Source organism: Isoalcanivorax pacificus W11-5 (assembly GCF_000299335.2).
Lineage (GTDB): Bacteria > Pseudomonadota > Gammaproteobacteria > Pseudomonadales > Alcanivoracaceae > Isoalcanivorax > Isoalcanivorax pacificus.
This window is the reverse complement of the sequence record NZ_CP004387.1, coordinates 2614314-2626951: the sequence shown is the minus strand read 5'-3', so window position 1 is coordinate 2626951 and position 12638 is coordinate 2614314. Positions and strand designations below refer to the sequence as shown.

At 63.2% G+C, this 12638-nt stretch carries 12 protein-coding genes and 1 tRNA gene; 7 read left to right on the top strand and 6 right to left on the bottom strand.

The features are described from left to right. Window positions 1-5 precede the first annotated feature (5 nt). Together hda and S7S_RS11635 are read left to right on the top strand one after the other, a co-directional pair. Window positions 6-695, top strand: coding sequence for a DnaA regulatory inactivator Hda (gene hda, locus S7S_RS11640; RefSeq protein ID WP_008736980.1), 690 nt, complete (start codon window positions 6-8; stop codon window positions 693-695). A gap of 255 nt (window positions 696-950) precedes the next feature. Further along, window positions 951-5033 (top strand): choice-of-anchor Q domain-containing protein, encoded by a 4083-nt coding sequence (locus tag S7S_RS11635; RefSeq protein WP_144401654.1) that lies wholly within the window; start codon window positions 951-953, stop codon window positions 5031-5033. Here S7S_RS11635 and S7S_RS11630 read toward each other — a convergent pair. After that, window positions 5027-5305: a LapA family protein gene (locus S7S_RS11630; RefSeq protein ID WP_008736984.1), complete on the bottom strand. Its 279-nt coding sequence runs from the start codon at window positions 5303-5305 to the stop codon at window positions 5027-5029. The two genes, S7S_RS11635 and S7S_RS11630, sit on opposite strands and share 7 nt — an antisense overlap. Window positions 5306-5722: 417 nt before the next feature. Here S7S_RS11630 and sthA point away from each other — a divergent pair, with 417 nt between their 5' ends. Continuing rightward, window positions 5723-7120 carry a Si-specific NAD(P)(+) transhydrogenase gene (sthA, locus tag S7S_RS11625; RefSeq protein ID WP_035204493.1) on the top strand — a complete coding sequence of 466 codons (1398 nt, stop codon included), beginning with the start codon at window positions 5723-5725 and terminating at the stop codon, window positions 7118-7120. A 13-nt stretch (window positions 7121-7133) separates the two neighbouring features. Here sthA and smrA read toward each other — a convergent pair whose 3' ends face one another. Next, window positions 7134-7709: a DNA endonuclease SmrA gene (gene smrA, locus S7S_RS11620; protein WP_008736989.1), complete on the bottom strand. Its 576-nt coding sequence runs from the start codon at window positions 7707-7709 to the stop codon at window positions 7134-7136. A gap of 143 nt (window positions 7710-7852) precedes the next feature. Here smrA and S7S_RS11615 point away from each other — a divergent pair, with 143 nt between their 5' ends. Then, window positions 7853-8188, top strand: coding sequence for a PilZ domain-containing protein (locus tag S7S_RS11615; RefSeq protein WP_008736991.1), 336 nt, complete (start codon window positions 7853-7855; stop codon window positions 8186-8188). On the opposite strand, the gene S7S_RS11610 is transcribed toward S7S_RS11615, so the two are convergent. Further along, window positions 8185-8634 (bottom strand): methylglyoxal synthase, encoded by a 450-nt coding sequence (locus tag S7S_RS11610; RefSeq protein WP_008736993.1) that lies wholly within the window; start codon window positions 8632-8634, stop codon window positions 8185-8187. The two genes, S7S_RS11615 and S7S_RS11610, sit on opposite strands and share 4 nt — an antisense overlap. Before the next feature lie 143 nt (window positions 8635-8777). Continuing rightward, window positions 8778-8942 carry a hypothetical protein gene (locus tag S7S_RS19865; protein ID WP_159558476.1) on the bottom strand — a complete coding sequence of 55 codons (165 nt, stop codon included), beginning with the start codon at window positions 8940-8942 and terminating at the stop codon, window positions 8778-8780. Window positions 8943-9213: 271 nt separating this feature from the next. On the opposite strand from S7S_RS19865, the gene S7S_RS11605 reads away from it, so the two are divergent. From S7S_RS11605 to S7S_RS11595, 3 genes are all read left to right on the top strand, one after another. Beyond that, window positions 9214-10671 (top strand): phospholipase D-like domain-containing protein, encoded by a 1458-nt coding sequence (locus S7S_RS11605; protein WP_008736994.1) that lies wholly within the window; start codon window positions 9214-9216, stop codon window positions 10669-10671. Between the two features lie 14 nt (window positions 10672-10685). Next, a complete protein-coding gene (locus S7S_RS11600) occupies window positions 10686-11168 on the top strand; it encodes a hypothetical protein (protein WP_008736996.1) in 483 nt (160 codons plus the stop codon). A 385-nt stretch (window positions 11169-11553) separates the two neighbouring features. Next, window positions 11554-12267, top strand: a complete 714-nt coding sequence (locus S7S_RS11595; RefSeq protein ID WP_008736999.1) for an START domain-containing protein — start codon at window positions 11554-11556, stop codon at window positions 12265-12267. Here S7S_RS11595 and S7S_RS11590 read toward each other — a convergent pair. Both S7S_RS11590 and S7S_RS11585 read right to left on the bottom strand, forming a co-directional pair. Continuing rightward, window positions 12224-12403 carry a PLDc N-terminal domain-containing protein gene (locus S7S_RS11590; protein WP_008737002.1) on the bottom strand — a complete coding sequence of 60 codons (180 nt, stop codon included), beginning with the start codon at window positions 12401-12403 and terminating at the stop codon, window positions 12224-12226. The genes S7S_RS11595 and S7S_RS11590 overlap by 44 nt on opposite strands. Before the next feature lie 89 nt (window positions 12404-12492). Next, window positions 12493-12569 (bottom strand) — tRNA-Arg (locus S7S_RS11585). Window positions 12570-12638 lie beyond the last annotated feature (69 nt).

The window sequence follows — 12638 nt, the reverse complement described above, 5'->3', positions numbered from 1 at the left end:
CACGCATGAGTGCACAGCTTCCCCTGGCATTGCGCCTGCGTGACGGCCTGACCCTGGAGACGTTTGTCGCCGGCCCCAACCAGGCTGCCCTGGCCACCCTGTTGCCGCTGCTGGCCGGTGAAGCCGGGCAGCTTTATCTGTACAGCGACCCGGGCCTGGGCCGCACGCATCTGTTGACCGCCGCCGTGGTCCAGGCCGAGCAGGCCGGGCTGCGCGCCGCGCTGTTGCCTGGCCGCGAGCTGGCCGCGCTGCCGCCCGCGTTGCTGGAGGATTTCGACCATTTCGATCTGCTCGCCCTGGATGACCTGGACCTGCTGGCCGGCCGGCCCGAATGGGAAGAAGCGCTGTTTCACCTCTACAACCGCTGCCGGGACCGTGATGCAGCCATGCTGTTCGCGGCCGCCGGCGCGCCGGCGGCAGCCGGTTTTGCGTTGCCGGACCTGCGCAGCCGGCTGGCGGCCGGCCCGGTGTTCCGCCTGCAGCCACTGACGGACGACGCGCTGATTGAATTGCTGCGTGGCCGGGCCGCCCGGCGCGGCCTGACACTGGCCGACGAAGTGGCCGGCTTCATCGTGCACCGGGGCGCCCGCACCCCCTCGGCGCTGCTGGCGTTGCTGGACCGGCTGGACGAGCATGCCCTGGCCCGACAGCGCCGCCTGACCATTCCTCTGGTCAAGGAAGCGCTCAACTGGTAAAAGCTACCGCTTAACAAATTTACAACAGTGACTGCCTTGCCGGCTGGCTAACATTCCGGCAGCCAATAATAAAATGCGCGTTAACTGATTGTTTCTTCTGGCAACATCGTTCCGTTACAGAAAACCCGATCAGAGCGTTGCATAACGGGCGTATCAGGAAAGCGCGTTACACACGGCTACACAGACCGGCGTGACGTGGCAACACCCATACCAAGAATAATTTCAGCGTCGGGCGTGAGCCTGCTGGAGAACAATATGATTTATCACGGGTCGCGGCCCCTCGCTCTGGGGTTGCTGCTGCTGTGCTTGGGTTCCGGGGTAGAAGCAGAAGTTCTGACCATCACCACGACGCAAGATACGTCCCTGCCCGGTGAATGTTCCCTGCGCGATGCCGTCGAGGCAATCAACTTCCGCAAGGAAGTGAATGAATGCCCGGCCGGCAACGGCAACGACATCATCCGTTTTGCCCCTGGAGCCGTGTATGAGCTGGCTGCGCCCCTGGCCTTTGGTGGCCAGACCATCCAGGTGCCGCGCGTGGACAATGAGGGCGAGCCGGTACTGGACGAGAATGAGCAGCCGATCATCGACGATGTGGAGGTCAACCCGCGCGTCACGCTGCAACTGGACCCGGAAGCACTGGAAGACGACGAGGTGGGCGATAACGCCATCCTGGTTGCCGCCCCCGGTGAGCGGATCATCCATGTGCGGGAGAAATCCACCCTGACGGTGTCGGCCATCACGCTGCGCGATGGCGACGTGTCCGCACACACGGAGCCGGAGGGCGGGCTGATACTGGCCGACGGTAACGTGACGCTGCAGGAACGCACCCTGCTCGAAAACGGCCGGGCCGCCATGGGCGGGGCCATCTACCTCACCGGTACCGCGACACTGACGGCGGTTGACGCCCGGTTTCTCGACAACACCGCCACAGTGGATGGTGGTGCGATCAGCATGGCCGATGACTACAAGGGCACGCTGAACTTTTCCCGTTTCTACTTTGCCGGCAATCACAGCGATGGCCGTGGCGGCGTGCTGTTTGGCCGTGGCGCGGTGCTGACGGTGGTGATGCGCAACGGCACGCTGCTGCGCAACAGTGCGGCGGCGGGCGGCACTGTGCTGCATATGGATGCGTTGACCACGACGCAGAATTTTGCCCTCAACAACCTCACCCTGGTGGAGAACGAAGGCACTGGCAGTGCGCTGGGCGCGGTGTATCTGGAGGAGGCCGGCGACAATGATGTGCTGATCAATTCCGTGCTGGTGGCGAACACGCCGTCAGACTGCGCCGGCCCCGGCATGGCCGACCTGACGCTGGCGTATGTGGTGACAGGCCCCGGCTGTGCGGCACCGCTGCCGGAATACACCGCCTCGTCGAACATCCAGGGCGGCGTGAACCTGTCCAATGCAGGCGATATTTCCGTGCTGCGCAATGCGGACGGCCCATGTGTGGTGGGGACGCCGTGTGATCCGATCGAGCTGGATGAACCCGGTTTCCTGCCGGGGTACCTGCCGGAATTCACTATCGCTGCAGGCAGCGGCGTGCCGGCCCTGCTGGACACGGGCAGCCCGACCACCGGCGTTGAATATATCTGCGAAAGCAGCGACCAGCGCGGTAACAACCGCGCCGAACGATGTGATATCGGTGCCAACGAGTTCATGAAGGCGGAAGGGCAGGTCGACAGCTTCAATATGGTGATCGGCCAGACCACCGAGATGGATGTGGTCGCCAATGATCTGGGCGATGCGCTGATCGACTGCAACCTGGTGCCGTCCGGTGAAGAATGCATTCGTGTCGTGATTCCTTCCACCCGTCCGGGCACGGTGATTACGGCGGACATTGACGCAAACGGCTATCCGGTCCTGGTCTACCAGTTTGGCAGCCGTTACGACGGCTACGACTTTTTCGAGTATCTGGTGCACCGCGATGCGTTCGCCGGTATCACCTTTGGTGGTGCGGATGTCGGCGCGCGGGTGGCGGTCTCTTCCCGCCCGGCGTCCGGCATGACCGAGAGCAAGAACGTGGATGATTTCGGTGGCGTGAATCTGTTCTGGCTGGGCCTGCTGGCGCTGGCCGGAGCCGCGCGCCGTGGTCGCCGCGCCTGGCCGCTGCTGGCGCTGTTGTGCGCCGGTACTGCCAGTGCAGCGGAAATTACCGTGGACAGCCTTGATGATGTGATGCCGCCGGCCTACCTGCCGGGGACCTGTACTTTGCGCGAGGCGATTCACAGTGGCATCGACAAGCAGCCGAACCTCAGTGGCTGTACCAACGGCCAGACCGGGCAGGATGTGATCCTGCTGCCGGAAGGCACCATCACGCTGGCGGGCACGCTGGAAATCAGTGCCCAGAACCGGCTGGTGATTGAGGGAGAAGGCGTCGACAAGACCATCATTGATGCGGACGGCGTGGGTCGTCTGTTCACCGCAGGCAGCCAGCTGGTGCTGCGCAACATGACGTTGCGCAACGGCAATGCCGGCGCGGCGGACGGCGGCGCCGTGCTGGCGCGTGCCGGCCTGGTACTGGAAAACGTGCGCGTGGAAAACAACAGCGCGGCCAGCGGCGGCGCCATCTATCTGGCGTTCAATAATGACGAAAGCAGTTCCTCCGCGTTTCGCAGCGTCTATTTCAATGGCAATACCGCGACCCTGGATGGCGGTGCGATGTCAATGTTCGCGCAGACACAGCGGCGCGATCTGGAAATCAGCAGCAGCACTTTTGCCGGCAATGTGGCCGGGCTCAGTGGCGGCGCCGTGGACGCCAACCAGAAGACCGGCTCGCTGGTGGTGATGAACAGCACTTTTATCGGTAACCAGGCCAGCGTCGGCGGCTCGGCACTGGACGTGCGTGACAGTGCAACCTCCTTCAACGTCGTCAACAGCACTTTCATGGACAACACCGGCGGTGCCGGGCAGATCGACCTGGGTGAGCCGCAGACGGGCGAAGCCGGTAACCGGACCCTGTCGAATTCCATCTATGCAGGCATTGACCAGGCGTGCAGCAGCGGCACCCGGCGTTTCAACCGCAGCCTGTTCAATCTGTTCTCCGGCGCGGATGCATCCTGCACGGCGGCCGGCACGGATCAGGACAACACCACCGGCATCGCACTGCCCGACATCCGCGCGGCACTCAATGGCGGCGTACTGTATGAAGCGCCGTCCGGCCAGGATTATGAGTTGCCGCATTTGCCGATTACCGACCCGCTGTTTACCGACATCATCGATGCGGGTAATCCCGCAGCGCTGGCGGAGGGCAGCACGGGTGTTGATGCCTGCCGTTCAGTCGATCTGCGCAACGCACCGCGTACAGCAGGCGAACAGTGTGATCGAGGTGCCTATGAATTGCAGGTGATCACGGCGGTGGAAGACAGTGGCGGCAATGACAACCGTCGCAGCCGCACGGTCGTGTTCGACGTGCTGGCCAACGATGTACCCGGCGATGGTTACCGCTTCCGGCCGGGCACGATGACGCTGACAAAGGTCACCGGCGATGCCGAGCTGCCCGATACGCTGGGCGAGGCCTTTACCCGCCTGCGCAAACGCAATGAAGATGATGAGGTGGTGCAGGGTTATGACGATGTCTGGGGTACCACCAGCGAGGGCGTGAGCTTTGATTATTCGGTGGAGGACATCAACGATCCCGAGCTGTTCTGCGGTGAAGGCCTGAATACGGATGGCTCCACCAACAATCCCACCGATGGCACCCATCTGGATCAGGATTGCGTGGTGGTTTACCGCCTGGACGAGATCGCCGGCCAGCCAAGCCAGGTGCAGTGTGACGCGCTGCCGTATGACGATTATTTCCGCTACACCGTCGAATCCGAGGATTTCACCCTGGATGCCGAGGACGAAGTGCAGTGGGGCGGTCATCGATTGACGACCACAGGGCTGGTCAAGGTGACGATTGCCAACCTGCCGCCGCGTCCGCCGCGAGAGGCCATTCGCCGGACCATCGAGCCGGGTGGCCAGGTGACTATCGACCTGATCGCTGCCGGGGTGCTGGACGTGGACGGCGAGATCGTCGGCCTGAGCCTGCCGGAGTCGGGCCGGCCACTGTTTGCGGCGCGTGATCCGAACACGCGCAAGATCGAGGGCACCGGCATCATTTTCAATGAAGCGGCTTTGACAGTGACCTACATCCACGCCGATACCACCAAGCGTTTCAAGGACACCTTCCTTGTGCGGCTGGAGGACGACTGCGGCTCGAACACCGATGTGTCCGTGGAAATCAATTTCCCTCAGGTGGACGGCGCGGGCGGCAATCTGGGCGGGGGCGGCAGCCCGGCGCCCTGGGCGCTGTTGTGTGGTGGCCTGCTGCTGAGCCTGCGGCGCCGGGTTCAGTAGCGGTCATGTGGCCTGCGTGGCGGCGGCGCATTGCGCCCCGTCCGCCGGCGCAACACCTCCCAGATCAGCGCCCCGAGCACCATCGCACCGAGCAGCAATACCAGCTTGGGCACCTGCGCAACCTGCCAGAACAGTATCTTCAGCGACGTTGGCTCCAGATTCTGGAGCACGATCACTGCCAGCAATAGTATGCCCAGCCAGAACAGCGCCCGCCCCGGCTTGCGTTGCAGCCAGTCCAGCAACTGGCGAAAAAAAGAACGGTCATTGGCCATGCCGGCTCCTTGGGAACCTCTGAATAACTCCCCGGTGGTTCTGCGGGCGCTACAGCATGCAGTAGCAAGGCGCGGCGCGCCGGCAATGGCATCGCCCTTGTCAAGCGACGCAACGCGGCTAATGCGTGCTGTAGCGCCCGCCCTGCGGGGCTTTCCGGGCGGCACCTGCTCCGCGTTGCGACTTCTCGACGTAGCCCGCTATGCCTTTGAAGTCGCGCCTTGATCAGGTGCCGCCCGGAAAGCCAGAACCACCGGGGAGTTATTCAGAGGTTCCCTTGTACGGGTTATCCCTTCCACGATTGGTTACACTCTAGTCGAATAGGGGCTTGGCGATAAGCATCCCTTGGGGGATGATGCGCCTGCACCGGCGGGCCGCCGGCCTGCCTTCAGATCTGTTCGTCTGGTCAAGGAGCTGCTATGAACACCTCTTCCGGTTGGGACCTCGTAGTGATAGGGAGTGGTCCGGCGGGGGAAGCGGCAGCGATGCGCGCTGCCAAGGGCGGTCTGCGCGTGGCCATGGTGGAAGATCAGCCGCAGGTTGGCGGCAGTTGTACCCACCTGGGCACCATTCCTTCGAAAGCGTTCCGGCATCAGGTACGGCAATTGGTGCGACACCGCCGCAACCCGTTGCTGCAGGGTGTCACCGATCTGCCGGACGTCGGCTGGCCGCAACTGCTGAGCCGGGTGAGCGACGTGATCGGCGCTCAGGTCCAGGTCCGCTCCGGTTTTTATTTCCGCAATCGCGTACAGGTGTTCAACGGCCGTGGCAGCATCGCCGGTGAAGGCCGGGTGCGCGTCAACGATACCCATGACCGCGAATGGTTGCTGGAAACCCGCCATATCCTGCTGGCCACCGGGTCACGGCCCTATCATCCGGCGGATGTGGATTTCAGTCATCCGCGCGTCTACGACAGCGACACCATCCTGTCGATGCAGCATACGCCCCGCAACATCATCATTTACGGTGCCGGTGTGATCGGCTGTGAGTACGCCAGCATTTTCACCGGGCTGGGCATGCGCGTGGATCTGGTTAACAGCCGCGAGCACCTGCTGGACTTCCTCGACGCAGAAATTTCTGACGCACTCAGCTACCACTTGCGGGAACAGGGCGCGACCATCCGCCATGGCGAGGAATATGTGGCGGTGGAACCGGACGAAGAAGGCGTGACGCTGGTGCTGGCGTCGGGCAAGCGTTTGCGGGCCGATGCGCTGCTGTGGTCCAACGGTCGCAGCGGCAATTCGCAGAACCTTGGCCTGGAAACCGTGGGCCTGGAGCCGAATGGGCGTGGCCAGTTGCAGGTGGATGAACGCTACCAGACCCAGGTGCCGAACATCTTTGCGGTCGGGGACCTGATCGGCTGGCCGTCGCTGGCCAGCGCGTCCTACGACCAGGGCCGTTTCTGCGCCGGCATGCTGTGCGGTGACCCGGTGCGGCAGGTGGCCAATGTGCCGACCGGGATCTACACCATTCCCGGCATCAGCTCACTCGGGCCGACCGAGCACGAACTGACGGAAGCGAGAATTCCCTACGAGGTGGGGCAGGCATTTTTCAAGAATCTGGCCCGCGCGCAGATTACCGGCGAGCGCACCGGCATGCTCAAGCTGCTGTTTCATCGTGACACGCTGGAGTTGCTCGGTATCCACTGCTTCGGTTACCAGGCCACGGAAATCGTGCACGTCGGGCAGGCGATCATGTCGCAACCGGCACCGCACAACACGCTTGAATATTTCGTCAATACCACCTTCAACTATCCGACCATGGCGGAAGCCTACCGGGTGGCAGCGATCAACGGGCTGAACCGGTTGCGCCGCTGAGTGTGGCGGGCGGTCAGTCGCTGAAACGCTCTCGGGTGCGGCGCCGGTCCTCCGGGGACTTGCGCAGCAGCACGTAGGTGGCGCCAGTGCCGCCGTGCGGCGGTTTGGCAGTGTGGTAGGCGAGCACCAGGTCGAATTCCTGCAGCCAGTGCATCACGTAGCTCTTCAGCCGGCCCGGCGTCGGGCTGTGCTGGCCCTTGCCGTGCGTGATCATCACCGTGCGCAGACCCTGCGCAAAGGCGCTGTTGAGAAACTCATACACCATGACGCGTGCATCGCGCAGCGTGATGCGGTGCAGGTCGAGCCGATCCTGAACTTCGTACTTGCCCAGCCGCAGCTTGCGATAAACACCTTCCTGTACGCCGTTCTTCCGCTCGCCCACGATATCCAGCGGACCGATCTCCGGCACGTGCTCGGGCAGGCTCAATGGATTGGGGTCTTTCAGATGGGTGCGCAGCGCCGCATCCCGCTGGGCGAGCTGGCTCAGGGAAGGCGCGCGGCGCGTGGGCTCCTCAATGCGGTCTGAGGGGGCGAGAGGGCGCACATCGCCCATCTGTTCCAGAAATAGCTTCCGGTCGTGTTTGTCCATCGTGGCTCTGCCAGGATTCAGGCGGTTTCTGCTGTCCATGGTAACGCCTGTGATGGCATTCAGACAGGTTTTGCCATGCTTGCGGCGTCCGGCCAGGCGGCAGACACTGACGCGAGCTGTCGGAGACCAGGGAGGTGACCGGTATGCAGCGGCTGCATCGCGACCCGTTACGGGTCAATGTTCGTGTGGAAGAAGCGGAATCCGGGCGGCCGCTGGGCCATCTGGTTGACCTGTCACTGGGCGGATTCTGCGTCAGCGGCCCGCGCCCGGCGGTCACTGGCATTGGCCCGGTAAAGGTGCGGCTGGTGCTGCCCTGGGCCATCGACGGTGCACGCGATATCCCGCTGGAAGTCGTGATGCGCTGGGCGCGGCCGGTACGCGGGCGCCAGCGGGCAGGCTATGTCATCAGCCACTGCGATGACGATGCGCTGCGGCGGCTGTCCCATCTGGCAGCGCGCTGTGCGGGGCGAGCGGGTTAGGCAGGACGTTGCCGGTAACTGCTGAAGTCAGGGATGTCGCGCAGGTAGCTGCTGTCCATCATCGGCGAGCTCATCAAAAAATCCGCCGTCGCCTCGTTGCAGGCGACGGGGATATTCCAGACCGCTGCCAGTCGCAGCAGGGCGCGGATATCCGGGTCATGGGGCTGGGCTTCCAGTGGGTCCCAGAAAAAGATCAGGCAATCGACGGTGCCTTCAGCAATGCGCGCGCCGATCTGCTGGTCACCGCCGAGCGGGCCGCTTTCCAGGCAGTGCACGGCCAATGCCAGGTTTTCCGCCAGCAAGCGCCCCGTGGTGCCGGTGGCAAACAGCGTGTGCCGGGCGAGTTGCGCGCGGTGCCGGCCAGCCCAGGCCAGCAGGGCCGCCTTGCGATGGTCGTGCGCCACCAGTGCGATCTGTTTGCGGGCGGGGGCGTCGATGGTTGGCATGGACGGCGCGCTCCTTTCAGCGACAAATTGAGGGGAACAGAGGTGTCGGGAAAAACAAAAAAGACCTACGCGCTCTTCGCGAGGCGTATGCAGTGCACCTGATGTAACCAGCGCCGGAAACAGCCGGCGCACTTGTCAGGTGTTCAGTCGTCGAGGTTGCGACGTGACCGCCTTTCCATGGCGGGTGCAGGCGAATCGTCGTTGTGGCGCCGGCGCTGTTCTTCCTTGCGTTGCCGCTGCCGTTCCGCACGGGAGTGGTTCTCTTCCCATTCGTCCTGATCGTAGTCGTCGAATTGACGGCGTCCCATAGCTCTATTGACTCGTGTATTGCAGGTGGAATCCCCGACTGGCCGGGGGCTGCCGCAGCGCCGGAGGGCGTTGCAACTCCATTTTTAATCGGTTTGCGGAAGCTTGTCATCGTTTTTAACCGGCTGTGGAGGTGCGCCTGCGCGGTGGCGCAATGCCAGGTGACACGCGGCAGGTTGCGCCGGTGGCATTCTGGCGGGCGCTCGGGCACTCTTGGCTGCACCGTCCTGGTGCTGTATGTCGCTATCGGGGCAGGGCAGGAGATTCGGGGTCGTGGAACAGATTGCGTACTGGCAACAGCAACTTACAGCGCGGCTGACACCGCTGTATGAACGGCTGTTTGAATACTGGCCGGGCATGGTGGCATTTGGTGGCCTGCTGCTGGCGGTTGCCATGATGTCACACGCGGTGCTGCATAAACGTGATTCGCGTGCTGCGGCGGCCTGGACCGGCCTGATCTGGCTGGTGCCGTTCATTGGTTCGGTCCTGTACCTGCTGATCGGCGTTAATCGCATCCAGCGCCGCGCCCAGCAACTGGTGGCTGATCATCTTGACCAGAGCAGCGAACCCCATCCCGTGGTGCAGCCTCGCCCGGCTGACCAGCATCTGCATTCGCTGGCGGAGCTGGTCGGGCGGTTGACCGGATTGCCGTTGTTACCCGGCAACCTGATCACGCCGATGGAAGCCCGTGATGCCCTGCCGGCGATGATCGAGGCCATCAATCAGGCCGAGGAATCGGTCTACCTGGCCACGTATATCTTCGGCAACGACATCGCTGGTCGCCCGGTGATCGAGGCTCTGGCAGCGGCGGTGGAGCGCGGTGTGCAGGTGCGCGTACTGATCGATGGCATGGGCTCGCTGTACTCCTTCCCGACGGTGATGCGTCGCCTGCGCCAGCGCAGGATCCCCTGCGCCCGGTTTCTCTATTCCATCGCTCCCTGGCGCATGCCGTACATGAACCTGCGCAACCACCGCAAGGTGCTGGTGATTGACCGCAGCATCGGTTTCACAGGGGGCATGAACCTGCGTAGCGGCTACATCCGCGAGCCCGCCAATACGCGTGACCTGCACATGCGCGTGGAAGGGCCGGTGGTGGGGCAGTTGCTGCGCAGCTTTGCCGCCGACTGGCAGTTCAGCGCGCGCGAAACCCTGAATGTGGACTATGTCGGCCCACTGGTCTGCGGCCCGGTGCTGGCGCGCGGCATCAGTGCCGGCCCGGACGCCGATATCGGCAAGCGACGTATGACACTGCTGGCGGCGATCGGCAGCGCCCAGCATGAAATCCGCATCATGACGCCCTATTTTGTACCGGACCAGACGTTGCTCACCGCATTGCAGCTGGCCTGCCTGCGCGGCGTACGGGTGGAACTGGTGCTGCCGGCACGCAACAACATGCGCCTGGTGCACTGGGCGTCGCTGCATCTGCTGCCGTGGCTGGTACACGATGGCTGCGAACTGTATTTTTCGCCACCGCCGTTTGACCACAGCAAGGTGATGACGGTAGACGGCAGCTGGGCGTTGCTTGGCTCCGGCAACTGGGATGCACGCAGCCTCAGGCTGAATTTTGAGCTGGATATGGAATGCTATGACCCGGCGCTGGTAAATGCGCTTCACGACATTATGGATCGTCGACGGCAACAGGCGCAGCGCGTCAGTCTGGAGAGCCTGCGCCCCTACTATCTGAAACGGCTGCGCCATGCGGTCGCCTACCTGCTTGAACCTTATCTCTGACACGGGAGCTTTGCATGCGCCTGGAATCTGGCACCCAACTTCCTGCCCGCGCCGCGCGTTTGTTGCGCGTGCATTACCTGTTCGTGCTGGCGGTGGTCGTGCTCGGTGTCCTGGTCTGGGTGCCGGAAGCGGAAGGCCGGCTGTTGCCGGCCCGCTGGGCCTGTCTGATGGTGAGCCTGTATCTATGGCAGGTGGCGGGCATCTATCTGGCCGGGCTGTTCCGGCAGGACGATGCGCCGCGGCCCGTCGCTGGCCTTGGCCTGGCGTTGTCGATGCCGTTGACAGTGTCGCTGCTGGCCTGGTTGTTGCCCGAAGCAGGGCGTGCCGCAGTGCTGCTGATTGCGCTGATCTGGCTGGCGCTGATTGAGCATTTGCCATCGCAACGTACGTATTGGCCTGCCGCCTGGCTGCAATCCCGTCGGCAGCAGACGCAGTTGCTGGCGGTTGCGCTGGCGAGCGTGGCGGTTGCAGTGTGGTCAGCCGGGCAAATGTATTAGGGCCTGTTCACACTAAATCCATCGGCCTTGTTGAGTCTGCAAGCGCGCCGATCAAGGCGCGAGGAGGCGAGCTTGGTGGCCCCAAGCGACTGACGAGCAACGCGGAGCGGTGCGGTTGCAGACTCAACTCGAAGGGCTGGCCCTGTTTGGCCACCCCGCTGCGTTAGCCGCTGCTCATGTGGGCCCACCACACTACGCACCGGCTGCCTTGCTGGATGGCCAAACAGGGCCAGCAGGGCCGATGGATTTAGTGTGAACAGGCCCTAGGGCCTGGCATCAGCCCAATGCGGCTGTGGTACCATGCCGCGCGCTGCCGTTGAGGGGAACGGCAGGCAGACCGGACAGCAGGTAGTACTTGATGGGGGCAAGGGCTGTTATTCGCAGCATGATGTCGGTGCTGTGTGTGCTGGCGTTGAACGCGCAGGCCAGTACCGGACGCTGGACACTGGTCACGCAGCGGGAAGGCGTGCGTGTCTATATGGCCCATGACGATGACGCCCGCATCAAGACCTTTCGCGGCGAAGCCCGCATTGCGCTGGATGATTTTTCCGCCCTGTCAGCACAGCTGGACGACTATGCCTTCATGGCGTCCTGGCTGCACATGGTGTCGGAGATAGCAGAAATCTCGCGTGAGGATCCGCTGCGGCGCCAGCTGCATGTCAGCACGCGCCTGCCATGGCCGGTGGAAAACCGGGATATCACACTGGAAATGGCGGTCAGCCAGGACCCGCATACTTATGCGGTGGATGTACTGTTCAGGCAAAGCCGCACGCCGTTGCCGGCCCGCGACGGGTATGTCCGCATGCCGTTCATGAACGGCTGTATCCGCTTTTATCCCCTCGCGCCGCCGGACATGGCTGTCACCTATCAGGTGACACTGGACCCGGGTGGGCATGTGCCCGCCTGGCTGGCGAACCTGCTGCTGCGTGATATTCCGTACTTTTCATTGCGACGCCTGGGCCGTGTGGTCAACCAGCCTTTGCGCGACACAGCACGGCAGGCCTATTTCCGCATACCGCCGGGTTGGCCCGGCGGCGATGAACGCGGCAGGACGGTCAGCGCTTCAAGGGACTGCCCGGTCCCATCAATCCCCAGATAATCAGGCCGATCACTGGCAGGATCAGCACCAGCAGACTCCACAGCACTTTGTGAAGGGTCGGTGCGCTCGATTGCACGATCATCACGATGGCGTAGATGACGAGCGCGAGAATGACGAGGCCGAGAATATTGCGCATGTGTGTGCTCCCTGCGTTGCCGGTGAGAAATGATATCTCATCATGCCGGGAGAGGCGCAGCTGCGCCAGCGCTGCGCGGAAAAGGGAAATGGTGCCCCGGAGACGATTTGAACGTCCGACCTAGCGCTTAGGAGGCACTTGCTCTATCCAACTGAGCTACCGGGGCGTGGCGAGTGGCATGGCCAACAGCGGGTTGGCATGCGTCGACGAGGCGCTATTGTAGTATGTCAGGCTC